The 23,681-nt window shown below is 62.2% G+C and carries 18 protein-coding genes and 2 pseudogenes; 8 read left to right on the top strand and 12 right to left on the bottom strand.

The annotated features are described in order from the left end of the window. Positions 1-5 precede the first annotated feature (5 nt). Positions 6-713, bottom strand: a complete 708-nt coding sequence (hutC, locus tag CO676_RS23650; RefSeq protein ID WP_097522867.1) for a histidine utilization repressor — start codon at positions 711-713, stop codon at positions 6-8. A 413-nt stretch (positions 714-1,126) separates the two neighbouring features. Here hutC and repA point away from each other — a divergent pair, with 413 nt between their 5' ends. The 3 genes from repA to repC all read left to right on the top strand — a co-directional run bounded on the left by repA (position 1,127) and on the right by repC (position 4,795). Continuing rightward, the gene (gene repA / locus CO676_RS23645; RefSeq protein WP_179875623.1) at positions 1,127-2,320 is read left to right on the top strand and encodes a plasmid partitioning protein RepA; all 1,194 of its coding nucleotides are present in this window, start codon (positions 1,127-1,129) and stop codon (positions 2,318-2,320) included. 3 nt (positions 2,321-2,323) lie between these two features. Further along, a complete protein-coding gene (gene repB, locus CO676_RS23640; protein WP_097522866.1) occupies positions 2,324-3,328 on the top strand; it encodes a plasmid partitioning protein RepB in 1,005 nt (334 codons plus the stop codon). Positions 3,329-3,484: 156 nt separating this feature from the next. Next, entirely contained in the window at positions 3,485-4,795 is a 1,311-nt protein-coding gene (gene repC / locus CO676_RS23635) for a plasmid replication protein RepC (protein WP_097522865.1), read from the top strand. 420 nt (positions 4,796-5,215) lie between these two features. On the opposite strand, the pseudogene CO676_RS23630 reads toward repC, so the two are convergent. Together CO676_RS23630 and CO676_RS23625 are read right to left on the bottom strand one after the other, a co-directional pair. Continuing rightward, positions 5,216-5,571: pseudogene (locus CO676_RS23630) on the bottom strand (VOC family protein). A 91-nt stretch (positions 5,572-5,662) separates the two neighbouring features. Further along, positions 5,663-6,499 carry a glycosyl transferase gene (locus CO676_RS23625; RefSeq protein WP_097522864.1) on the bottom strand — a complete coding sequence of 279 codons (837 nt, stop codon included), beginning with the start codon at positions 6,497-6,499 and terminating at the stop codon, positions 5,663-5,665. A gap of 546 nt (positions 6,500-7,045) precedes the next feature. Here CO676_RS23625 and CO676_RS23620 point away from each other — a divergent pair. After that, on the top strand, positions 7,046-8,191 hold the full coding sequence (locus tag CO676_RS23620; RefSeq protein WP_179875616.1) for an RHE_PE00001 family protein: 1,146 nt from the start codon (positions 7,046-7,048) through the stop codon (positions 8,189-8,191). A gap of 54 nt (positions 8,192-8,245) precedes the next feature. Here the strand turns inward: CO676_RS23620 and CO676_RS23615 are convergent, their stop codons facing one another. Continuing rightward, complete coding sequence (locus CO676_RS23615; protein WP_014762947.1) at positions 8,246-8,746, bottom strand: hypothetical protein; 501 nt, start codon at positions 8,744-8,746, stop codon at positions 8,246-8,248. 164 nt (positions 8,747-8,910) lie between these two features. Beyond that, on the bottom strand, positions 8,911-9,774 hold the full coding sequence (locus CO676_RS23610) for a DMT family transporter (protein ID WP_097522862.1): 864 nt from the start codon (positions 9,772-9,774) through the stop codon (positions 8,911-8,913). A gap of 89 nt (positions 9,775-9,863) precedes the next feature. Between CO676_RS23610 and CO676_RS23605 the strand changes: the two genes are divergently transcribed. Continuing rightward, complete coding sequence (locus tag CO676_RS23605) at positions 9,864-11,285, top strand: PLP-dependent aminotransferase family protein (RefSeq protein ID WP_097522861.1); 1,422 nt, start codon at positions 9,864-9,866, stop codon at positions 11,283-11,285. Here the strand turns inward: CO676_RS23605 and CO676_RS23600 are convergent. Further along, positions 11,221-12,558 carry a mechanosensitive ion channel domain-containing protein gene (locus CO676_RS23600; RefSeq protein ID WP_014762950.1) on the bottom strand — a complete coding sequence of 446 codons (1,338 nt, stop codon included), beginning with the start codon at positions 12,556-12,558 and terminating at the stop codon, positions 11,221-11,223. The genes CO676_RS23605 and CO676_RS23600 overlap by 65 nt on opposite strands. 370 nt (positions 12,559-12,928) lie before the next feature. Between CO676_RS23600 and CO676_RS23595 the strand changes: the two are divergent. Beyond that, a pseudogene (locus CO676_RS23595) lies at positions 12,929-13,181 on the top strand (TIGR02186 family protein); the annotation flags it as partial. A 123-nt stretch (positions 13,182-13,304) separates the two neighbouring features. Here CO676_RS23595 and CO676_RS23590 read toward each other — a convergent pair. The 6 genes from CO676_RS23590 to CO676_RS23565 form a co-directional block, all read right to left on the bottom strand. After that, complete coding sequence (locus CO676_RS23590; RefSeq protein WP_097522860.1) at positions 13,305-14,900, bottom strand: BCCT family transporter; 1,596 nt, start codon at positions 14,898-14,900, stop codon at positions 13,305-13,307. Between the two features lie 178 nt (positions 14,901-15,078). After that, entirely contained in the window at positions 15,079-15,978 is a 900-nt protein-coding gene (gene sucD, locus CO676_RS23585; RefSeq protein WP_014762953.1) for a succinate--CoA ligase subunit alpha, read from the bottom strand. An 11-nt stretch (positions 15,979-15,989) separates the two neighbouring features. Beyond that, positions 15,990-17,174, bottom strand: coding sequence for a malate--CoA ligase subunit beta (locus CO676_RS23580; RefSeq protein ID WP_097522859.1), 1,185 nt, complete (start codon positions 17,172-17,174; stop codon positions 15,990-15,992). 11 nt (positions 17,175-17,185) lie between these two features. After that, on the bottom strand, positions 17,186-18,130 hold the full coding sequence (locus tag CO676_RS23575) for a CoA ester lyase (protein WP_014762955.1): 945 nt from the start codon (positions 18,128-18,130) through the stop codon (positions 17,186-17,188). Positions 18,131-18,153: 23 nt separating this feature from the next. Further along, entirely contained in the window at positions 18,154-19,344 is a 1,191-nt protein-coding gene (locus tag CO676_RS23570) for an aminotransferase class V-fold PLP-dependent enzyme (protein WP_097522858.1), read from the bottom strand. A 177-nt stretch (positions 19,345-19,521) separates the two neighbouring features. Beyond that, positions 19,522-20,151, bottom strand: coding sequence for a response regulator transcription factor (locus CO676_RS23565; protein ID WP_097522857.1), 630 nt, complete (start codon positions 20,149-20,151; stop codon positions 19,522-19,524). A gap of 760 nt (positions 20,152-20,911) precedes the next feature. Here CO676_RS23565 and CO676_RS23560 point away from each other — a divergent pair. Together CO676_RS23560 and CO676_RS23555 are read left to right on the top strand one after the other, a co-directional pair. After that, positions 20,912-21,919: an NAD-dependent epimerase/dehydratase family protein gene (locus CO676_RS23560; protein ID WP_097522933.1), complete on the top strand. Its 1,008-nt coding sequence runs from the start codon at positions 20,912-20,914 to the stop codon at positions 21,917-21,919. 261 nt (positions 21,920-22,180) lie between these two features. Continuing rightward, positions 22,181-23,491, top strand: a complete 1,311-nt coding sequence (locus tag CO676_RS23555; protein ID WP_097522856.1) for a sorbosone dehydrogenase family protein — start codon at positions 22,181-22,183, stop codon at positions 23,489-23,491. Positions 23,492-23,681 lie beyond the last annotated feature (190 nt).

The raw sequence follows: 23,681 nt of genomic DNA, 5'->3' as shown, positions 1-23,681 counted from the left end.
GCGACTTATCCATTCGCGCCGGGTGCGAATTCGGCGACAAGTTCGTGCCGATCGCCGGGATAGGTGAGCCGTACGCTGGTAACGGGGGCGCCGCCGATCCAGGTCCGCCGCTCGATCACCAGACACGGGGTGCCGATCGCTATATCGAGGGTCTGTGCCGCCTGGCGGCTCGCCGCCACGGCCCGGATCCGATGCTCGGCGGTGCTCCAGGGGATCTGGCCGAGCAGCCACGAGCCCGGTGCGACCGCATCGAAAGGCTCCGTTTCGGCTTCCGGCACGGCCGCAAGGTTGATAAGCCGCTCTTCGAGGCAAAAGGGCCGGCCGCCGGCGAAATGCCGGCAGGTGATTTCGAGCAGGCGCGCCGAACCCGGAAGATCGATCCGCGCCGAATCGCCGGGCTTGACCTTGCGCAGCACGCGTTCGTCGAGACTGTAGCCGTAATCGAGGCCGAGCGATTCGACCTCGAGCCTGACGTCATGGATCTCCATGACGGCCGACTGGACGTGCGGAAAGGTGACGTAGCTGCCGGATTTGCGCCGACGCTCGATAAGGCCTCGCTTGACGAGATCGCCGATCGCCTTGTTCACTGTCATCCGGGAGCAGCCGTATTGCTCCGTCAACTCGTGCTCGAACGGAATCCGATGGCCCGGCGGCCAGACGCCGGAGAGGATGTTCCCTTCAACGTCGTTCAGGATCCTCTGGTGCAGCGACAGCTGCTCGGGGCGGTCTCTGTCTTCTAAAGGATGATCGTTCGAAATGGCCGGGACCTCGCTGATAACCAGCCCGGCACCTTAGCGATTTCCGTCGCCGGCAACAGCCCCTGCGCCTCGGCCTCGTGTTTTTCCACCGAGGGCCCCGGATCCCGCACGCAAGCCGCGCAGAGGGCTATGCATGAATCGCTGCCAAGGTGCCTCGAATAGCGGCGCCTCGTTGTCCGCGGACAACCTCTCGGCTGAAGTTGTCCGCGGACAACTCTGAGCGGAGATATTCATGAAATCATGAGGCGGCGGAGCAAAACGGGTCTTTTTGCCAAGCGTTTGTCAATCGGCAACGAATCGGCGCATAGTATAACTGCGCAGATTCGCTCCTATTGCAGATTTTTGCGCAGTTTTCGGAGATCATGATGTTGCAGCCGAGAGTCCAGAGCGTCGACGAGCAGGAGCATTTGCCCTCCCTGCTGGCTGCCGACGCTCAGGAACTTGCGCATCAACTGCAGGAACATCAAAAGAAGATCTTCTCACCGACGGCTCAGAAAACCATGCGGCTGTTCAGCCCGGCGGAGGCTGCCGCCTTCATCGGAATCGGTGAAGGCTATCTGCGCCAGATCGCCTCAGAAGGCCACGGCCCGCAGCCGCTGTCAAACGGCCGGCGCATGTATGCTGTCGAGGACATCGAGCGGATCCGCCGCGTTCTCGACGAGGGCAGCAAGACGGGCAAATACATTCCGCACCGGCGGCCGGGCGAAAAGCTGCAGGTCGTTTCGGTGATGAACTTCAAGGGCGGCTCGGGCAAGACGACGACCGCGGCGCACCTGTCGCAATATCTTGCGCTGCGCGGCTATCGCGTGCTGGCAATCGACCTCGATCCGCAGGCATCGCTCTCGGCGCTTTTCGGCCATCAGCCGGAGCTCGACGTCGGCGAGGCCGAGACCCTTTATGGCGCCATTCGTTATGAGGACCCTCGTCCGATCGCCGACGTGGTGCGCTCGACCTACACGACCAATCTCCATTTGATCCCCGGCAATCTCGAATTGATGGAGTTCGAGCACGAGACCCCGAAAGCCATGATCGACGGTTCGGCGGAGACGCTGTTTTTCGCGCGGATCGGCGAGGTACTGACGGAGATCGAGAGCTTCTACGACATCGTCGTCATCGATTGCCCACCGCAGCTCGGCTTCCTGACCATGTCGGCGCTCTGCGCCGCAACGTCGGCGCTCATCACCGTGCATCCGCAGATGCTCGACGTCATGTCGATGTCCCAGTTCCTGTCGATGACGAGCGAACTCATGGCCGTCGTAGAGAAGGCGGGCGGCCGCACCAGCTATGACTGGATGCGCTACCTCGTGACGCGCTTCGAACCGAATGACGGCCCACAGAGCCAGATGACCGGCTTCATGCGGGCGATCTTCGGCAACCGCATGCTGCACAATGCCATGGTGAAATCGACCGCCATCTCGGATGCCGGCGTCACGAAGCAGACGCTCTACGAGGTCGAGCGGTCGCAATTCATCCGCGGCACCTATGACCGGGCGATGGATTCCCTCTCGCTCGTCAATGCCGAGATCGAAGAGATGATCGGCAGTGTCTGGGGAAGGAAGTAATCGATGGCCCGCAAGAACCTGATCGGCATCTCCGATAGCCCCGCCGCTCCGCTCGACGGAGAACGGCCGGTTGTCGAGCGCCCGATCGCAGGGCTTGCGCCGGGGCACCGGACCAATGGGCTGGTCGGCGGCATCACCAGATCGCTGACCAACATCACCCAGAAGGTTGAGCGGGCCGAGGAGCTGGAGCGCCAGCTGGCGCAAGGTCACGCGATCGTCGAGCTCGACCCGGCGACGATCGATGCCTCCTTCGTTATCGACCGGCTCGGCGTCACGCCCGAAGCGCAGGCTGCGCTGGTCCAACAGATCCGCGACCACGGACAACAGGTGCCGATCCTGGTGCGACCGCATCCGGAGTTCGAGAACCGCTATCAGGTGGCTTACGGCCACCGGCGGCTGGCGGCGCTGCGCGAGATCGGCGGCAAGGTCAAGGCCGTCGTTCGCGAGCTGAGCGACGAGCAGCTCGTCATCTCCCAGGGGCAGGAGAACAACGCCCGCACCGACCTCTCCTACATCGAGCGGTCGTTGTTCGCGGTGCGGCTCGAGGACCGCGGCTTTTCGCGTGAAACCATCATGTCGGCGCTCGGTGTCGACAAGGCGGCGCTGTCGAAAATGATCACCGTCGTGCGCCGCTTGCCGGTAGAGGTCATCGAGGCGATCGGTGCCGCGCCCGCCTTCGGCCGGCGGCGCTGGATGGAACTGGCCGACCGGCTTGAGAACGACGGACGTCGCGCCAAGGCGCTCGCTCATGTCCGACAAAACGCGTTTTCGGAGATGGACAGTGATCGACGGTTCGAAACGCTCTTCGCCTTTCTGACCGAGACCAAGGCTCGGGCTAGAGCCGAGACCTGGCTTGCGCCGGACCGGACGCGGCCCGTACGCATCCGCGACACCGATACGGAGACGACGCTTGCTTTCAGCAACAAGGCGGCACCGGGGTTCGCAGAATTCGTGAGGCAGAGGCTTGATGCTCTGTACCTCGAATACCAACAGGAAACAGGAGATTAAGCAGAGCAAAAGAAAAAGGCTTCCGAACGACTAGCGCTGCGGAAACCCTTCTCTCGTGTAGCAACTTGAGATTCCCATTTCCGCGAATCAGTGTCAAGCCCTTTTGGCGTCGTTTCGGCGAACGGTTTTCTTTTGCCTTGGAAAAGGTGAAGAGAAATGGAACGTGGAAGTGTGACGACGCCTTTCGGGCGCCGGGCGATGACGCTTGGCATGCTCGCAAGGCAGATCGCTGCCGGCGATATTCCGCCGAAGCAGTCGGTCGACAAATGGAAATTGTTTCGCACCGTCTGTGAAGCGAAGTCGGAGATCGGCGTCTCCGATCGCTCACTTGCCGTGCTCAATGCTCTCTTGAGCTTCTATCCCGGTGCCGAACTCTCGAGCGAAAACGGCCTCGTCGTCTTTCCCTCGAATACACAGCTCTCGCTTCGCACGCATGGCATGGCCGGCACGACGCTCCGCCGGCATCTCGCCTGCCTCGTCGAGACCGGCCTGATTGTCAGGCGCGACAGCCCGAACGGCAAGCGCTACGCCCGCAAGAGCCGCAACGGCACGATTGGCGAAGCCTTCGGTTTCGACCTCGCGCCACTGCTTGCACGGGCCGAAGAGTTTAAGGTCTCAGCCGCCAAACTCGCCGCCGAGAAACAGCATCTCCGACTCGTTCGCGAACGACTAAGCCTCTGCCGGCGCGACATAACAAAGCTGCTCGAACTCAGCCGCGAGATCAGCCCGGACGTTGATTGCCAAGACTTCGATTCCGAGTTTCATCAGCTGATCGCCAGCCTGCCGCGCAATGCGCCGGTCGGATGCTTCGAAGCCCTCCTCGACAAACTCGCAATGCTCCGTGACGAACTTACCAATCGATTGGAAATATTGCTGAATTCGCAAAAAACGGCTACCAATGATCACCAGAATGGATGGCACAAACAGAATTCAGACCCAGACTCTAAATTTGAATCTGAACCGAGCTTGGGAAAAGGCGAGGGGATTGGTTTGGCGGACGACCCGTGCCAAACCGAAAGAGCCACTGTCAGTTCGAACCTGCCTCACCAGAGGCGCTGCGGAGACCCTCCCCTGGCGCTGAACAGGTTCATTCCTCCGACTGATTCCATCGACCGCCCTCGCCGCCAGATCCCCTTGCCGGCGGTGCTTCAGGCCTGCCCGCAGATTGCCGACTACGGACCGTCCGGCCGTGTCGCGAACTGGAAAGACCTGATTACCGCGGCCATTGTCGTGCGCACCATGCTGGAGGTAAGCGCCGACGCCTATGAGGATGCCTGCTCGGTCCTTGGTTACGAGAACGCCGCAGCTGTCATGGCCTGCATTCTCGAAAGAGCCGATCAGATCAACTCGCCGGGCGGATATTTGCGGGATCTCACCCGACGCGCAAGGAAGCAAGCGTTTTCGCTGGCACCTATGGTCAGCGCCCTGTCTCAGGCTAGGAGGGTGAGCGCACCGATGACAAGTTAGCGCAGGGACGATAGGGCAGGGCAGAGGACGACGACAGCTGTTTGGAGGGCAGGGCCACTCGCGCGACTGCATATGCGGAGTGCTCTCATACCATTCGTTTGCCGCTGTAAAGCATCGACGATTTCTTATGCAAGAAGTCGGCCCGCATCGATCCGACACCTCTTCTTAACAAATTTGCCGTTATCGTAACGCATTGATGGAAAGCGGTCCGGTGGACTACACGGAAGCTAACTCGGCAGTTACTTCCGCTACATCGGGCCCGGAATTTCAGCCATTCAGCTTCCGATGATGGTGAGCCCCTCACCTACAGCGCCGAGCGACTTTTCAGACACACAAAGGTCGCTGTGCACGTTAGACTGCTGCATGTTTCCATCCTTAAATCTGCTTCAATTTGGCGAGACATGCGCATAGTCGAAGTTTTCAGTCCGCGTTCCGAAAAGCTCGGCTGGAGACCGATATGGCGTTTTGGCAGGGGTCTTTCGTATTCGCGAACTAATAGCCGTCCGCGCGTGGATTGGACCGAACTCGAGACCGTTTTCTGCAGATCGCCGGCAGAAAGCCTCGACATCCGCCACGTCGAAGACAAGCTTGATGACGGACTGACCATCCCGCTGCCCTTTCGCGGCCGGATGAATCATGATGTTGGCACCGCCATCCGAGGCGAACAGCTCGACAATTCCGTCGCGGGCAACCTTGTCACTTTGAAGCCGAAGTGTTTCTCGTAAAAGCGAGCCTTTGATATCTCGCGGATAGATAACCAGTCTGTTTAGCGGCACGTCCGCTTTCCTTTCCGGGTGACCTGTGCATCCGCGCGTGAATGTGGTCTCCAAGCGTGTTGACAGCTGTCAACAGTACATGGGCTGGCGATCACTCGCGCCAGTGCTCAGCGACCCAGGGGGTCGGGCGAATATAATGGCGCAGATAGCGAAACGGGTTCTTCTCCCTTCGCTCGGCAGAAAACATTCCCCATAAATGGCCGAGCGGTGTCGCGGCGCGGCCCTTGTAGCCGAACTGACCGTCGATCGCGTGCTGCGGCAGCAGGCCGCGCGGGAAGAGAACGATCCGGCAATCGGCGGGCAGGCGCGGCGCCAGATAGTAATTCAGCGGAAACGGCCAGCGGCAATCCTGGCGGAAATGCAGGACGTGCCGACGCGGGAAGAACTTAGCCCCGCCCGGCGCGTTGCGCGTTACGAAGCGCTGTTCGAAACGATATTCATCCGCCACGCCTTGGGGATCGGCGCGAAACTTCTCCTGCAAGGGCACTAGCTTGCCGACCGGGAAGCGGAACACCGACGTCTGGCCGAGCCGCTCGAACGGCGTCGTCTGGTTGACGGCCAGCACCACGTCATCCGGCCCGCCGATTTCGAAGAAGCTGTCGAGCGACCCGACGATCACCACGTCGAGGTCGAGAAACAGCACCGGTCCCTTGAGGCTGCCTAGCTTCGGTCCCCACAGGCGGGCTTTCGGCCAGATGCCCTTGGTGTTCTTCGGCATCTCGACATCGAGGGGCGGCAGGTCCTCGCAGAGAATTTCCGGGCGGAGGTTGTCACGGCTGTCGGTGAAGCAGGTGAAGGTGAAGGGCGGCGTTATGTTGCGTGCCACCATGGCATAGAGCCGATTGATGAAGGGCGCGCCATATTTGGTCCCCCAGCTGATGCAGATCACTTGCTTGACCCCGCCGCTTGCCGTCAGAACGCTTGCCATGGACTATTGCTTCTCTCGTATCTGTGCCTGCGGAAAGCGCCCAACGCCGAACGGTGCAGAACGGCGTTCCGGGGAGAGCGGCGAGGATATTGCAGGCAATCGATCAAACCCCGTGGGGTCTTAAAGCAGGAATTGCCGACAGATGGCAAGGTGCGGAGTCGCGCAGCTTTCGGGGAGACGTGGCTACGCCTGGGCAACCGGGGAGGGGAGCATTGCTGGCAGTGCCGTAAAGTGTCTAAGTTGACAGCTGTCAACAACGATCAACTTGGCGTCGCAGGGCTGTGAAAGTGGAGCGGCTGGAATACTTCGTCTCTTCCAACATCAAGGTGCACCGGCGAGAGGGGCCGGATCGATGCTGTTGACAGCTGTCAACTAACCCAGAAGGCGCCTTTTTGCCGGCCGCGACCAGCTAAAGTTCCGGGGATTGAACATTTATGGAGACAAGCGACGCAGTGCGCGAAATTTCGGTGGGTAATATCGCGTCGCCCTGTGACGGAAGGAAATAGCGTGTTAGCTTCCGTTTCAGCGAAAGGCTTCGTCTTTTTAATGAGATACGAGACTCCCGATCCGCTTCATCAAACGCTGCTTCCGGGCATAATCGCCGCGGAGGACGGGCTCGCCCGGCTCGATGAACGCGCTTCCCGCCACGCTGTTGCCGATGGGTTTCGCGAACGCGGGCAGTTCTTCGACGCAGCGGCGGCCCTCTGGGTGGCGGGCGAACTCGTCCATGTCGAGGATCTGGTTTTACATGATTCGCACATGGATACGCGAGCCCCTTCTCACGAATTGACGATCGCCCACGCGGTGTTGCGGGTGCGGCGCCGATTGGAGCTGGCCGAACCCGGCTGGGCATTGACCTCGCCCGGGTTGAATGCGCTGAGGGGAGAGCCGGGCGCAGCCCTGGCGAATGAGAACTATTGCGGGGCCCCGAACGCTCACACGGGCCCCGACGAGACGCCCGAACTGGCGGACGATGGGAATCCGCTCGCCAGCGAGTTCGCCGAACTCGATGCCGCCCTCTCACGGTCGCAGCGGCTTCTGGATTTTCACGTAGGCAGCCTTCAGGAAGCCGATCCCGCCATGTCGAAGGAGAGGCCGGCAGCGGAGCCTTCGGGCCAGCTGGGCCTGCTCTTCGATGAGGAATGGGACGAGGCCGCTCGGCTCGATGCCTGGCGCGGCGTTCTCGTCGCTGCCGATCAACTGCCCGCCTGCCTTGGCGCTGCGGTCCTCTATGACGCCTGGGAGAGGGTCGAGCCGCTGCGTCGCCAGCATTGGCTAGGCTCGCTTCTCGTTGGCGCCTATCTGCGCTCTCGCGGCAAGGTCGCCTCGCATGTGCTGGCCTTCAATTCGGGGCTGAAGACCATCCGGCATGAGCGGCGCCGTTCGAAGGACCGGCTGACACGCCTCAGCGCCTTTCTGGAGGCGATGGCGGTGACAGCTGATCTCGGCCTGAAGGAACTCGACCGGCTGTCGCTCGCAAGGACGCAGATGGAGATGCGCATCAAGGACCGCCGCTCCAACAGCAATCTTCCGGGGCTGATCGATCTCGTCCTTTCCCGGCCGATTGTTTCGACGGCGATGATCGCCCGGCATCTGAGCGTCACCCAACGCGGCGCGCTCAATCTGGTGCGCGAACTGGGAGTGCGCGAGATAACGGGCAGGGGCCGCTATCGCGGCTGGGGCGTAATTTGACGTTCAAACTTCGGGGAGCGGCGCTGCGGGGCGCCATCGGAGATCCTCGGTCAGTTACCTCTTCTGCAGATTGATCTCGCTGGTGACGACGCGGTTACCGGTCCTCGGATCGACGTCGACGGTTACAAGCTTCATGCCGTTCTCGCCCACCCTCTGCAAAGTGAGGTTGGCGCGCCGATCGCCGTTCACTTCCCTCGCCCAATGAATGGTGAGATTGATGGCGCTGCCACGGCGCTTGCCGATCAGCGTCGACTTGCGGCCACTCGGTCCGACATAGGTGCCGCTATAGTTGACACCGGTAAACTGAAGGTCGGCGCCGATCGAGCGCGATACGACGATGAGGCCCCGACATGTGCCTTTCAGCGAAAGCGCAACGTCAGTCGCTTGCGAATCGAAATTGCAGGAGACGTTGATCGGCGTCCTGTCGACGCGAACCCTCACCATGCCTCCCCCGGCCCATTGGCCCTCCAGCGATCCGAGAAAGGCCGATTCATCGGCCTGAACCGTGCCCGCAAACAGGGACAGCATGACTGCTACGAATAGATGCCTGATCATCAGTGAGTGCCTCCCCCAATCGTCCGAGGCCGGACGCGTTTCCCATCCGGTGCAACGCGCCGTCCGGCTGGAAGTTCCTCTCGCTAGGACACTAACATCGAGCGTTCGGGCAGGACACCATTTGTAGGGTGATGGGAGAGGGGCATCCTGCGACCGCCCGGCCGTTAGCTTGCGAATTTCTTCGCGCCGGCAACGCAGGCGACGATGGCGAGCGTCGCGGCGAGCATCGTCCAACTCACCGTTTCATCGAGCAGGGTCGCGGCCAGAGCGAGCCCGAAGAATGGCTGCAGCAATTGCAATTGCCCGACGGCGACAATGCCGCCCTGCGCCAGGCCGCGATACCAAAAGATGAAGCCGACAAGCATGCTGAAGACGGAGACATAGCCGAGGCCGAACCAGGAGGCGAGGCGCGATTCGTCGAAGCTCACCGGCATGGTCGCAAGGGCCAACCCCAGCATGGCCGGAAGCGACAGGACCAGCGCCCAGGAGATCACCTGCCAGCCGCCGAGCTTGCGCGACAGTTTCGCACCCTCGGCATAGCCGAGTCCGCAGGCGAGAATGGCGGCAAGCATCAGGAGATCGCCGACGGGCGAGGCGGAAAAGTCCTGGCGAAGCGCGAAACCGACGACGATGGCGCTGCCGAGGCCGGAAAACAGCCAGAAGGCCGGGCGCGGCCGCTCACCGCCGCGCAGCACCCCGAAGATTGCCGTTGCCAGCGGCAGCAGCCCGACAAAGACGATCGAATGTGCCGACGTCACGTGCCTCAGCGCCAGCGCCGTCAACAACGGAAACCCGACGACGACGCCGAGCGACACGACGCCGAGCGGCAGGAGATCGCCGCGCTGCGGCCGCCTTTCGCGGAAGGCGAGTAGCAGGCAGACGGCGAGTATTCCGGCAATGGTGGCGCGCGCCACCGTCAGGAAGACGGGATCGAAATCCATCACCGCGATCCGCGTCGCCGGCAGCGAGCCGCTGAAAATCAGCACACCCACCATTCCGTTCATCCAGCCGCTCGTCATCCTGTGCATGCCCTGCTCCTTTGCACTGTATCGGTTTTGTATCTGCGCAGGCGGCTGGCGCTTCCAGATACGGTGAGGTACAGTTCTGCCAAACTGTCATGGTAGTGGAGCCGGTACGGATGAGACCGCAGACCGCAGATGCAGACGGAGAGACGCTGATCGCCAAGGTGATGGCGACGGTCAGCAACCGGATCGCCGGGCGCAGCCTCACGCCCGGCGCCAGGCTGCCGTCGATCCGTGCCTTCGCGACGAGCCTGAAGGTTTCGAAGTCAACGGTGGTGGAAGCCTATGAGCGGCTCGCGGCGGAGGGGCTGATCCGCTCGCGGCCGGGATCCGGCTTCTTCGTCGCCGCGCCGCTCGCGCCCTTGTCGCTCGCCGAAATCGGCCCACGGGTCGAGCGCGAAGTCGATCCCTTGTGGATATCGCGGCAGGCGCTCGAAGCCGACGGCAATGTCCTGAAGCCCGGCTGCGGCTGGCTGCCGGCCCCGTGGATGCCGGACGAGGGATTGCGGCGCGCTTTGCGCGCGATCGCGCGGGCGAGTGCCTCGACGCTTGTCGAATACGGCCCGCCATTGGGACTGTTGCCGCTCCGCCAGCTTCTCACGCGTCGTCTGGCGCAACACGGCATCGAGGCATCGCCGGACCAGATCATGCTGACGGAATCCGGCACCCAGGCGATCGACTTGCTCTGCCGCTTTCTCGTGGAGCCGGGCGAGGCGGTTCTCGTCGACGATCCGTGCTACTTCAATTTCCACGCGCTGCTGCGGGCGCATCAGGCAAGGATCGTCGGCATCCCCTACAGGCCGACCGGGCCCGACATCGAGCGCTTCGCCGAGGCGCTCCGGGAGCATCGGCCGCGCCTCTATATCACCAATTCCGCCCTCCACAATCCGACTGGCGCGACGCTCTCGCCGCTCGTCGCCCACCGCCTGCTGAAGCTCGCCGATCAGTCGGGATTGACGATCGTCGAGGACGACATCTTCGCCGATTTCGAAGAGGCGCCGGCGCCTCGGCTCGCCGCCTTCGACGGCCTCGAGCGGGTCGTGCATATCGGCAGCTTCTCGAAGTCGCTGTCGGCGGCGGTGCGCTGCGGCTTCATCGTGGCGCCGCGCGACTGGATCGAGCCGCTGACCGACCTCAAGATCGCCACGAGTTTTGGCGGTGCCGGATTTTCCGCGGAACTCGTGCTGACGCTCTTGAAGGACGGCAGTTATCGCAAGCACATGGAGACGGTGCGCCAACGATTGTCGCGGGCGATGGCCGAGACCATCGCCCGGCTCCGCGAGATCGGACTTGTGCCCTGGATCGAGCCGCAGGCGGGCATGTTCGTCTGGTGCCGGCTGCCGGACGGCAGCGAAGCGGCGGAACTTGCGAGACGGGCGCTCGCGAGCAACATCGTTCTTGCCCCAGGCAATGTCTTCAGCCACGCGCAAAACGCCGGCAGTTTCCTGCGCTTCAACGTGGCACAGTGCGAGGACGAGCGGCTGTTTCGCGACTTGGCGGCTCTTCTGCGCCGGTAACCTCGGCCGGTGTCCTCATTATGATTTCACGCGGGTCGGGCGTCGAAATACCGGCCGTCTCGAACGCGTCCCATAGCGCGATAAGCACCTGGCCGCGTATATTCGTCAGCCCGTTGCTCGGATCGGAAATCCAGAATCTGAGCTTGAAATCGAGCGACGATCCGCCGAAACCCGTCATCCAGCAGACCGGTTCCGCGTAGGCGCTGGCGACCCGCGGAATGGCCTTGGCGGTTTCGATCGCAAGGCGGACCACCTCGTGCGGATCGCTCCTCGGGGAGGTTCCGAAGGCGACGTCGATGCGGACATAGTCGCTGGAAAACGACCAGTTCACCACCTGCTTGGAAATGAAGTCCTCGTTCGGGATGAGGTATTCCTTGCCGTCCCTGGTGATGACCGAGACGAAGCGGGAGCGCAGGTCGCGGATCGAGCCGAAGGTTTCCCCGAGCGTGATCGTGTCGCCCGGTTTGATGGACTTGTCGAGCAGGATGATGATCCCGGAGATGAAGTTCGAGACCACCTTCTGCAGGCCGAAGCCGATGCCGACGCCGACGGCGCCCGAAAAGACGGTGAGCGCAGTCAGGTCGATGCCCGTGGCCGACAGCGCAAGCGTGCCGGCAAGGACGATGAGCCCGATCTTGATCAGCTTGCTGATCAGCACCTTGAAGGACGGCGTCAGGTCGGCGGATTTCTGGATCCAGTTCGAGGACATGTTGCCGAAGAGGACGGCCAGCCAGATCATCGCGGCGGAAAGGATGACGGCCTTCAGGACGAGCAGCATCGAGAGGCGAACGGCCCCGAGGTTGAGGGCGACGCTGTCGAGCGCCGTCAGCACCGGGCGATCCATGCCGAGCGCGTAAAGGGCGAAGTAGAGCCAGCCGACCACGGCAACGACACGCGCCAGCACCTGGTTCCGGATGATGCGGGTCAGCACCGCGATGATGAACCAGGCGGCGACGAGGGTCAGCACCGTGCCCACCAGCCAGCGATAGGACGGCCACCCATATCGCGACAGGACGACATCGGCGACCCATAACCAGACGATCAGGAACAGCCACTGCAGCCGCCGCATGAAGGCGATGATGACGCGCAGTAGATCCGGATTTCCCTTGATCGTTCGCGCGCGAGCCTCCAGGGCCGGCTCTATCCGCTTTGCAAGCAGGCCGGAAACGAAATAGCCGACGACGATCAGCGCAAACTGATAGAGCGTCCACTCGTTGAGCACGAACGTTTGGAGCCATGATGCGGCAGCGTTGAGCGCATCGACGAATTCCATCGTCTTTCTCTTCGCAATCTGTTTGCTGCCTGTTCCGGAATATGGCGGCGATCTGGACGGGGAACAAGCAGCGGACGTCACGCGCTCGAAAGGCGCACGGCGCAATCGTATAACCAGCCGGGCAGTGTTTTGTTCAATATGGCGGCCTAAGCGGGACGGCGCTTGGGACGCGACCAGGTCGAAGGTCCGGCTGCGTGGCGACTGCCTCTCTCCGCGCCTGAATCGGACTTTGATACAAGAGGTCGGGAAAATCACGATCCGATCCGTTGCGGTCGTTATGGTTACGACTGATGAATGGCTCGATTGCGCGCGAAACGGTCCTTCCATGACGCGCCAACATCTCACCGCAGCGCGGCAGTACTCGGTGGCAATGGGCCTTGCTCTGGCGGTCGCCGGACCGGCAGCGGCACAGCCTCTGGAGCGGGACACCTTCGATTCACCGAGAAACAGCCATAGGCATTTCGGCGGACGAAATCCCCATCACCTCCGATCTTCGCTGCGCCAACCTGACGATCTTCGGCGCCATCGACGCCGATCTTTTCGCTCAGGGCAAGTACAACGTCATCGTTACGCTCGAGGGGCCGAAGGACAATGCGACAATGCGAAAGAAGCAGCGCGTCTTCGTAGCAACGGGCCTGACAAAAAACCGGCGGCGACAGGCACTGTCACCGGCGGTTCTTTGGCGCAACAGTTGGAGTCCACTTCTGCACGGTCGGTCCCGTGGCCGACCGTGCAGTCGAAAGATCTCAGATCGACACTGCGTCTGGCACAAGCCCGGCAGCCTCGACATTTTCCGTTTCCGGCGCAGCGGACGCTGTCACCGGTCGATGCTCCCTTCCTTCTTCGAGCTCATCGAGAAGGGCATGCCATAGCGAAACGCAAAGCCCGACCATCACCAGCAGGAACGGTGCAGCCGCGATGATCGACGCGGTCTGAAGGCCCTGGAGCCCGCCCATGACGAGAAGCACCGCGGCCGAAGCACCGGCAAGCACGCCCCAAAGGACGACAACGCCGGGCTTTGGATCCAGTGCCCCGCGTGATGAAAGCATTCCCATCACGACCGAGCCTGCGTCCGCGCCCGAGATGAAGAAGATCGCGACCAGAAAGATGGCGATCAACGATGTCAGCCAGGCGAAGGGATACTGCGCCAGAAGCGCAAAGAGCGAGACTGCCGCGCCCTGGTTGTTGACCGCATCGACGATGCCGCCGGCGCCGAAGAGTTCGGAATGGAGCGCAGTGCCACCCATAATCGTGAACCAGATGAAGGTGACGCCGCTCGGGATCAGCAGCACGCCGATGATAAACTCGCCGATCGTGCGACCGCGCGAGATGCGGGCGATGAACACGCCGACGAAGGGCGCCCAGGAGACCCACCAGGCCCAGTAGAAGATGGTCCAGCTGCCGAGCCACTTGCCGTCACTGAAGGCAGCCGTGCGGAACGACATGGTCACCAAATCGCTCAGATAAAAGCCCAGCGATTCCGTGAAGGTGTTGAAGATGAAGATCGTCGGTCCGATGCACACCAGGAATGCCAGCAGTACCATCGCGATGATCATGTTCATGTTGGAGAGGAACTGGATCCCCTTGCCCACGCCCGATACCGCCGAAAGAATGAACAGCACCGTCATGACGCCGATGATGGACAGCGCGATGCCGTTGGAAACGCCCGTGCCCCAGAGGAAGTTCATGCCGCTGTTGATCTGCTGCGCGCCGAGGCCGAGCGAGGTAGCGGTTCCGAACAGTGTCGCGATGAGCGCAAGCACGTCGATCGCCTTGCCGATTGGTCCGCTTGCGGCCTCGCCGAGGATCGGCGTGAAGGCAGCGGAAATCAGGTTCGACTTTCCCTTGCGGAAGGTGAAATAGGCGATAGCGAGGCCAACCACCGCGTAGATGGCCCAGGGGTGAAGCGCCCAGTGGAAGTAGGAATACTTCATCGCGACGAGGGCCGCTTCGAGGCTCCTCGGCGCGGCCTGCCCATGCGGCGGGCTGTCGAAATGGTAGATGGGTTCGGCGACGCCCCAGAACATCAGGCCGATGCCCATGCCGACGCTGAACATCATGCAGATCCACGAGGCGGTGCGGAACTCCGGCCGCTCGTCATCCTGTCCGAGCCGGATCTTGCCGAAGCGGCTCAAGGCCAGGAAGAGTGCGAAGATCAGAAAGCCGGCCGAAGAAACGACGAAGCCCCAGCCGAAGCCGTCGATGATGCTGTTGAGAACCACCTTGGAAATCGAGGACAGGCTTTCAGGAAACACCGTCCCCCAACCGACGAAGCCCAGGATGATGAACATGGCCGGCCAGAATACGGCCGGATCGATCCGACTAGGTCGTGATTGCTGCATTTTTTTCCTCCTCCTAGTAAATCCCTCGGCGGCCCGGTGCTACCGCGCAGCCCATCCACTCATGAGACCCTGTCCGGCGGATCGCGGCCGTCGACAAAGGCGGTGATATTCTCGACCACCTTCATCCCCCATGGCTGTCCGCGTCTGTTTTTGTCGCGCTGCCGACGGGCTTTCCCATTCAGGCAGCCTTGCCCATTGCGGACAGCACGACTGCCACCGTGTCGCCGAAGGACGACGGAGTCGGAACGATCGCGACACCCGCACTCTTGAGGATTTCGACCTTTTCCTGCGCCGATTCGCCGAAGGCGGAGATGATCGCGCCGGCATGGCCCATGCGGCGGCCCTTCGGCGCCGAGAGGCCTGCGATATAGGCGATCAGCGGCTTCTTCATGTAGTCGCGCGCCCAGAGCGCGGCTTCCGCCTCCTGCGGGCCGCCGATCTCACCGATCATCAAAACCGCATCGGTATCCGGGTCCTTTTCGAACAGCTCCAGCATGTCCTTAAAGGACGAACCGTTGACCGGGTCGCCGCCGATGCCGACCGAGGTCGACACGCCGATGCCGAGCGCCTTCATCTGGCTCGCGGCCTCATAGCCGAGCGTGCCGGAGCGGCCGACGATGCCGATGCGGCCGGGCAGATAGATGGAGCCGGGCATGATGCCCATCATGGCTTGGCCGGGCGTGATCATGCCGGCGCAGTTCGGGCCGATGAGCGTCATGCGGTCCTCGAAGCGGTAGCGCCGCATGTATCGCTTGACCCTGATCATGTCCTGGGAGGGAATTCCGTCGGTGATGCAGACGCAGAGCCGGATGCCGGCATCCGCCGCTTCCATGATCGAGTCGGCCGCAAAGGGCGGCGGCACGAAGATGATCGAGGCCTCCGCACCGGTTTCCTGCACGGCGCCCTTCACCGTGTTGAAGACCGGCATGCCGAGGTGGGTCTGGCCGCCCTTGCCGGGGGTGACGCCGCCGACCACGTTGGTGCCGTAGCGCTTCATGTCCTCGGCGTGGAAGCTGCCGATCTTGCCGGTGAAGCCCTGGACGATGACGCTGGTGTTCTTGTCGAGCAGAATGGACATGTCTCGCCTCTTTAAGCTGCCTTGCCGGCGGTGAACGAACGCCATGCGACGACTGCCTTCTCGGCAGCTTCGGCCAGTGTTTCCGCCACAATGATGTTCTCGCCGGATTCGGCGAGGATGCGCCGGCCCTCTTCCATGTTGGTGCCGGAGAGGCGGACGACGAGCGGAACCGGCACGCCGACTTCGCGCAATGCCTTGATCACGCCTTCCGCCACCCAATCGCAGCGGTTGATGCCGGCGAAGATGTTGACGAGGATCGTCTCCACGTTCTTGTCCGTGAGTACGGCGCGGAAGGATTTCGCCACGCGATCCGGCGAGGCGCCGCCGCCGATGTCGAGAAAGTTCGCGGGCTCGCCGCCGGCGATCTTGATCATGTCCATGGTGGCCATGGCGAGGCCCGCCCCGTTGATGATGCAGCCGATATTGCCGTCGAGGCCGACATAGGAGAGGCCGCGATCGGATGCGTATGTCTCGCGCGGATCCTCCTGGCTCTTGTCGCGCATCTCGGAGATATGCGGCCGGCGGAAGAGCGCGTTCTCGTCGAAGCTCATCTTGGCGTCGAGGGCCACGAGGTCACCCCGGCGGGTCACCACCAACGGGTTGATCTCGAGCATCGAGGCGTCGTAGTCGACGAAGGCGCGGTAGCAGCCGAGCAGGGTCTGGGTGGCGCGGCCGATCAGGGCATTGTCGATGCCGAGCCCGAAGGCGATCTCGCGGGCCTGGAAGTCCTGCATGCCGACGCCCGGATCGACGGTCGCGCGGATGATCGAATCCGGCTCGGCCTCGGCGATCTCCTCGATCTCCATGCCGCCCGAGGACGAGGCGACGATCATGATGCGCTCGGATTTGCGGTCGAGCACGAAGCCGACATAGATCTCGCGCGCGATATCCATCGCCTCTTCGATATAGAGACGGCTGACCAGTTTTCCCTGCGGCCCGGTCTGGTGCGTCACGAGTGTGCGGCCGAGCATGGAGTCGGCCGCCTCGACGATCTCGTGGTCGGACGAGCAGAGCTTGATGCCGCCCGCCTTGCCGCGCGCACCAGAATGGATCTGCGCCTTGACCACCCATCGGTCGCCGCCGATCTCCCGGGCACGATAAGCTGCCTGCTCGGGACTATAGGCGAGACCGCCGCGCGGGATATCGATCTCGTAGCGGGAGAGAAGTTCCTTGGCCTGGTATTCGTGAATGTCCATGGGATCCTCCTTCAGCGGCGGCTAGCGATGATTGCTTCATGGGTGGCGAGCACATTGCGGGCCATCCGCTCGGACGCAGCGTCGATCATCTTGCCGTCGAGCGAGGCTGCGCCCTTGCCCTGACTCTCGGCGAGCTTCAGCGCCTCGATGATACGGCGAGCGCGGTCGACCTCCTTCTCCGGCGGCGAGAAGATGTCGTTGGCGAGCGCGATCTGGCTCGGATGGATCGCCCACTTGCCTTCGATGCCGAGCGCCGCGGCACGGCGCGCAGCCGCCGTGTAGCCGTCGGGATCGGAGAAGTCGCCGAAGGGTCCGTCGATCGCGCGCAGGCCATAGGCGCGGCAGGCGACGGTCATGCGCGACAGGCCGAAATGCCACTGGTCGCCGGGATAGTCGGGGTTGAGGCCACCGATATTGACGGTGCGGGCCTTGAGGCTCGCGGCATAGTCAGCAACGCCGAAATGCAGCGCTTCGAGCCGCCCGCCGAAGGATGCGATGGCCTCGACATTGGCCATGCCGAGAGCCGTCTCGATCAGCGCCTCGAGGCCGACGCGGGTCTTGTAGCCCTTGGCGATCTCGATCTGGTTGACCATGGCCTCGACCATGTAGAGGTCGGAGGGCACGCCGACCTTCGGCACGAGCAGCGTGTCGATCCGGTCGCCGGCCTGCTCCATGAGGTCGACGACGTCACGATACATGTAGTGTGTGTCGAGGCCGTTGATGCGGACCGAGATCGTCTTGCCGCGGCCGCGCCAGTCGATCTGATTGAGGGCAGCGACGATGTTGGCGCGAGCGCGCTCCTTGTCCGGCGGCGCCACGGCATCCTCGATGTCGAGGAAGACGTAGTCGGCGTCGGAGTTGGCGGCCTTCTCGATCATCTCGGGATTGGAGCCCGGGACGGCGAGTTCGCTGCGCTGCAGGCGCAGCCGGCGGAGATGGTTTATCGTGTGGCTCATGGAGTTCTCCCCTTCCGGTCTCTTCAGGCTGCCTTGGCGGTCGACGCCGTGGCAGCAGAGCGAAACTGCTTGATCGCCGCGCCCACGCCCGAGCCCGGCTCGATCTTCACACCGCAATCGAGCAGCGTGAGTTCAGCGGCCGAAAGCGCACCCAGAACCATGACTTCGTTCAGCGAGCCGAGGTGGCCGATGCGGAAGATCTTGCCCGCCACCTTGCTGAGCCCGCTGCCGAGCGAGGTGTTGTAGGTGCGGTAGGCGTGACGGATCACTTCCACGCCATCCACGCCTTCGGGGAGCCGGATCGCGGACACAGTGTCGGAATGCCATTTCGGCTCGGTCGCGCAGAGTTGCAGGTCCCAGGCGGAGACGGCGGCGCGGACGCCGTTCGCAAGATGATGGTGGCGGGCGAAGATATTCTCGAGGCCTTCTTCGAAGATCAGGTCGAGAGAGGCGCGCAAACCCCGCAGCAGCTGCGTCGGCGGCGTATAGGGGAAATAGCCCGCGTCGTTGGTCTTGATCATATCGTCAAACGAGAAATAGCAGCGCATATGACGCGCGGTCCTGGCCGCTTCGAGCGCCTTCGCGCTGACCGAGAGGAAGCCGAGGCCGGCGGGCAGCATGAAGCCTTTCTGCGAACCGGAAACGGCGCAATCGACGCCCCATTCGTCCTGGCGAAAGTCGATCGAGCCGATCGAGGAGACGCCATCGACGAAGAGCAGCGCCGGGTGGCCGCAGGCGTCGAGCGCTGCCCGGACGGCGGCCACGTCCGAGGTGACGCCAGTCGCGGTTTCGTTGTGCGTCACGAAGACAGCCTTGATCTTGTGTGCCTTGTCGGCGGCGAGGCGCTCGGCATAGAGCTCGACCGGCACACCCGTGCCCCATTCCCTGTCGATGCAATCGACCTCGAAGCCGAGGCGCTGAGCCATATCGACCCAGAGATGCGAGAACTGGCCGAAGCGGCTCATCAGCACGCGATCGCCGGGCGAGAGCACGTTGGTCATCGCCGCTTCCCAGGCGCCAGTGCCTGATGAAGGATAGATGAAGACGCGGCCGCTGTGGTTCTTGAAAACCTTCTTGACGTCGGCGAAGAGTGGCAATGTCAACTCCGGATATCGAGGGGAGCGCATGTCCTCCATCGGCAGGTTCATCGCCTGGCGAACCTGTTCGGGAATGTTGGTGGGGCCGGGAATGAAGAGATGATTGTAGCCTGACATCGTTCCTCCAATGGCTGCGTCCGTGGACGGCGTTTCCTCGGCACCAATGCTGCCTTTCGGCTCATGCCCGCACAACACTCGCTCAGGCGGAAAAGAATGCCCGACGGGCAGCGCGGAGCGGCCCTGACGGGTGGTCACTTGGAAGGGGTGGGTAGGGAAAAGACTACCCGCAGGTAGTCATTCCGGATTGCGCCGGCGCTCCTTGGCGTAAAGGGCGACCGCCATGGCGCGATTGCGCACTTCGAGCTTGTCGTAGAGGTTTTTGAGGTGGTATTTCACTGTATTCTCGGAAATGCCTGTCCGCGCTGCGATCTGAATGTTGGTCCAACCATTGGCCAGCATGCCGAGCAGCTCGGTTTCGCGAGAGGTGAGCTGTTGGAACGGCGTGTTCGAGATTTTTGAGAGCACCGTATAGGGGATGCAAATCCGACCCTGCATTACGGCGGTGAGCGTCGCGAACAGGATTTCAGGATCTTCGAACTGGTAGCAGAGACCATTGACACCGAGGCGGATTGTCTCGTTGACGACTGAAGGATTGCTGGTGTCGGCAAAGAGAACGACCCGGGGGTCGAACCCGAGGCGGCCGAGATCGGCGAGCACCTCGGGCGCCTCGGCATCGTCGAGTTGCCAACTGAGCAGCACGCAGTCGATCTCGATGATGGCAAGTTTCTCGCAAAGTTCGGCCGATGTCCGCGCCGTATCGACGATGGAAAACCTGGCATTCTCGGAAAAAAGTCCACGAAGAGCGGCAATCACCAAGGGGTTGCGCTCCGCGACCAAAACTCGGCCTCCACCCGCCTGCGACATGTGCCTCCCTGCGTCTTATGCCGTGACATGCGCCCATGAGCGATGGCCTGAACACTACCATCAGACGTCGCGCGCACTTCACCGTCGAGCGACGAAACGTGTCCTAAAACGTCTTCTTCCGAGGGTAATGTGCAAAGGGTTCCGCACATTTCCTCTTCTGAGTGCCAGCAGAAGCACGAGTAGACGTCGATCTACGCGAGCACGCCGCGCCCGGTCATCCCAATCCGTTCCACGTCTCGCTCCCACCTTCTCAATGCCGACAAAGGTACCTGCATCGGGGGTATCCTTCCGCCTCTTCCGTTCGATGTACGCAGTCAGAACGGCCAGCAGATTGCAGCCGTTTTTCTCGGAGGACCGTTCATATAGGTGCTCCGAGTGGTTTCGACACTCGAGCTCGTTTTTAGTCCCACTTCATTTCGCCGGTCGCGACCCTGGAGCCGATATCGAGAGCAGACCTCGAAAGCGACGAGATAGCTTGGGCGAACGGCGGCTTTGAAAGGAACGGGAACGACCGCTCATCGGGCAACCTGTCCGTTCCGAGGAGCGAGGCGAAGCACGGCCTTCCCCCTTAATGGAGACTTCCACGTCCCGGTCTGACACCATTGCGTAAGACGGGAGCGCCTTTTAGTTTTCGCGTGGGATTAGTCATTCACGCCAGGACATGCGAAACGGCCACCAGCGAAATACAAGCTGCAGTTCAATTGCTCGAGATCGTTGTCACGCCGGCTAACCGAACGCAAGGTAAACTGGGGTATTGATTGTGAGAACACTTGTCGTTGGAGGAACTGGTTTTTTAGGCGGCGCGATTGCTGAGACAGCCGCCGGAGCAGGCCATGAGGTGACGATCTTGTCGCGTGGAGAAACGAGGCGCGACTTGCCAGGAGGAACACGTGTAATTCATGGCGATCGTTACGGTTCGCTCAAAGCTCTGCGGAATGAGCGTTTCGATTTCGTCTTCGATACCTGCGCCTTTTCGCCCGATGCCGTAGAGAATCTGCTTGGTGTCGTGGGGGCAGATCTCGGGGGGTACGTTCTGATCTCATCCATTTCCGCGTACGGGACGTTCTGGAAGCCTCGCCTGAATGAGCGCGAGCCCGTGCCGACAGCGAGCGGAGCCGACCTGGCGCTTGCCCGGAGCGTCCCGCAGGACCGGCGCGCCAGCGCGGCTGCCTATGGTGCCTCTTACGGGCCGCTCAAGCGCGCATGCGAGATTTCTGCTCAAGACTCTCTGGGTGAGCGGGCGATCGTTTTGCGGGTCGGATTACTTGTCGGAGCAGGCGACTATACCGATCGTTTGACCTGGTGGGTGCGGCGGATCGACGAAGGCGGCGTGATCGCCGCTCCGGCTCCGCATAATCGCTCCATCCAGTTGATCGACGCGCGTGATGCCGCCGAATTTGCTGTTCACGCTGCAATTTCAGGGTGTTCGGGGATCTACAATGTTACCGGGCCGGAAATGCCGCTGTCCGCGGTTCTTGATGAAGCTGTCAGGATCTCAGCTTCCGATGCGGAATTCGTTTGGGTTAGCGAGGAGAAACTCGCGAATGCGGGGATAGATGCCTGGACGGAAATGCCTCTGATGGCACCACCCGTGCCGTCGTTCCGCCACTTCATGCAAGTCGACATCGATAAGGCCCATCGCGACGGCCTCCGCCATCGACCACTGACCGACACTCTTGATCAGATCCTGCACTGGGACCGGCAAAACCGCGATCGCCCGTTGAAATGTGGCGTGCCACCGCAAAAGCAGGCGGCTGCTTTGAGGTGATACCGCGTGCTTCGGAGCGGGGGTGGCTCATGGTGATCGCTGTCGATCCGTTCCGGTCGTTTGGCGGTGAGCGCCGGATGACTTGAGTCTGCCCCTCTCCGGGCGGTGGCCAACGCAGAGCCAGTCAACATCTTTGTCACCACCTGCAAAGCGGAGGTAGCGCGCTCTCAACCCAGCGAAGTGTCCACAGAAACAATGCGGTTTGAGGATACCAACCCGCAGGCGCTTCGGGTAGCGTGCGCATCAGCGTTAGGAGGGCACATGGGCCTGTCAGATATTTTCGGTCGACTGGTCGCACTGATCGGCGCCGTAGCCATCCTTTTGAGGCGCCAGGACGGCGATTCTCTGGAACCGGCCTATGGCAGCGCCCCGAAAATCCCGAGAGCCAAGCCGCAGGGCATTCCGACCCTGAAGATGCCGACAGCCAAGGGATGGACCGCGGAGCAAATGCCCACTGCGGCGGCCGGGCTCAAGGTGAACGCATTCGCGGCCGGGCTCAAACATCCCCGTTGGATTCACGTGTTGCCGAATGGCGACGTACTGGTCGCTGAGGCACTGAGCGAGCCGGGGGGCATTAAATCTGCCTTCGACTACGCCATGTTCAGCACAATGAAGCGCGCCGCCGCAGTGGGCGCAAGTCCGAACCGCATTACGCTGTTGCGTGATGCGGATGGCGACGGCGTGGCCGAAATCCGCACCGCATTTCTCGACGGACTCAATCAGCCGTTCGGCATGGCGTTGCTGCGCGATACCTTGTATGTCGGCAACACAGACGGGGTGGTTGCGTTCCCGTATACAACCGGCGACACGCGTATCAGCGCGACAGGGCGAAAGCTGACCGACTTCAAGGCCGGTGGGCATTGGACGCGAAGCCTGCTTGCTAGCCGCGATGGACGAAAGCTTTTCATCGGCGTCGGTTCGCTCAGCAACATAGGCGAGCGCGGCATGGCGGCGGAGGAAGGACGGGCCGCTATCCACGAGCTTGACCTCGAGAGTGGTGAGCACCGCATATTTGCCTCCGGTCTGCGCAACCCGGTGGGCGTGGCGTGGGAGCCAACGACAGGTGCACTCTGGACGGTGGTTAACGAGCGCGATGGCTTGGGCGACGAGACGCCTCCCGACTATCTGACATCGGTGCGCGACGGCGGCTTCTATGGATGGCCCTATTGTTATTGGGGGCAGATCGTGGACGACCGGGTGCCGCAGGACCCGGCGATGGTCGCAAGCGCCATAACACCGGACTATGCCTTGGGCGGGCACACTGCATCGCTCGGCCTTTGCTGGCTTCCCGCAGGCACTCTGCCGGGCTTCCCGGACGGCATGGTCATCGGGCAGCATGGTTCCTGGAACCGCAGCACGTTGCGCGGCTACAAGGTTGTCTTCGTGCCGTTCGTGAATGGACGTCCAGCCGGGCCGCCGCGCGACATTCTGACCGGTTTCCTTTCGCCTGACGAGCGGTCGTCCTATGGACGGCCAGTTGGAGTTACCATCGGCCCGGACGGCTCCCTGTTGGTGGCGGACGATGTCGGCGATGTGATCTGGCGCGTCACCGGCAAGGCAGAGCGCGGCTGAACGCTAAAGGGGGTGCCGCACCGCAGGGGGGCATCGACAACGTTAGCCGACGTAGTGACCTTCGCCCTCCATATCGAGAGCCATATAAGAGCCATATAGTTGTCTTCGCCCGAAAGATTTGTTCCGCCTTTTGACCTTGCTATCGTATATCCGTGCCCCATGTTGAGAGGGTCTATTTGGCGGCCAACTG

It is taken from the genome of Sinorhizobium sp. BJ1 (genome assembly GCF_002531555.1).
GTDB classification, from domain to species: Bacteria; Pseudomonadota; Alphaproteobacteria; order Rhizobiales; family Rhizobiaceae; genus Sinorhizobium; species Sinorhizobium fredii_B.
The sequence above is the reverse complement of the archived record's forward strand: the minus strand, read 5'-3'. Positions and strand labels throughout refer to the sequence as shown.

Bases quoted from the DNA above. Each gene is read 5' to 3' on its own strand.
- repC (WP_097522865.1), top strand. From the start codon at position 3,485: ATGGAACGTGGAAGTGTGACGACGCCTTTCGGGCGCCGGGCGATGACG.
- CO676_RS23565 (WP_097522857.1), bottom strand. From the start codon at position 20,151: ATGTCGCAGGCGGGTGGAGGCCGAGTTTTGGTCGCGGAGCGCAACCCC.
- CO676_RS23610 (WP_097522862.1), bottom strand. From the start codon at position 9,774: ATGCACAGGATGACGAGCGGCTGGATGAACGGAATGGTGGGTGTGCTG.
- CO676_RS23580 (WP_097522859.1), bottom strand. From the start codon at position 17,174: ATGGACATTCACGAATACCAGGCCAAGGAACTTCTCTCCCGCTACGAG.
- repB (WP_097522866.1), top strand. From the start codon at position 2,324: ATGGCCCGCAAGAACCTGATCGGCATCTCCGATAGCCCCGCCGCTCCG.
- CO676_RS23620 (WP_179875616.1), top strand. From the start codon at position 7,046: ATGAGATACGAGACTCCCGATCCGCTTCATCAAACGCTGCTTCCGGGC.
- CO676_RS23625 (WP_097522864.1), bottom strand. From the start codon at position 6,499: ATGGCAAGCGTTCTGACGGCAAGCGGCGGGGTCAAGCAAGTGATCTGC.
- CO676_RS23605 (WP_097522861.1), top strand. From the start codon at position 9,864: ATGGTAGTGGAGCCGGTACGGATGAGACCGCAGACCGCAGATGCAGAC.
- CO676_RS23570 (WP_097522858.1), bottom strand. From the start codon at position 19,344: ATGTCAGGCTACAATCATCTCTTCATTCCCGGCCCCACCAACATTCCC.
- CO676_RS23600 (WP_014762950.1), bottom strand. From the start codon at position 12,558: ATGGAATTCGTCGATGCGCTCAACGCTGCCGCATCATGGCTCCAAACG.
- CO676_RS23590 (WP_097522860.1), bottom strand. From the start codon at position 14,900: ATGCAGCAATCACGACCTAGTCGGATCGATCCGGCCGTATTCTGGCCG.
- CO676_RS23575 (WP_014762955.1), bottom strand. From the start codon at position 18,130: ATGAGCCACACGATAAACCATCTCCGCCGGCTGCGCCTGCAGCGCAGC.
- CO676_RS23615 (WP_014762947.1), bottom strand. From the start codon at position 8,746: ATGATCAGGCATCTATTCGTAGCAGTCATGCTGTCCCTGTTTGCGGGC.
- sucD (WP_014762953.1), bottom strand. From the start codon at position 15,978: ATGTCCATTCTGCTCGACAAGAACACCAGCGTCATCGTCCAGGGCTTC.
- CO676_RS23555 (WP_097522856.1), top strand. From the start codon at position 22,181: ATGGGCCTGTCAGATATTTTCGGTCGACTGGTCGCACTGATCGGCGCC.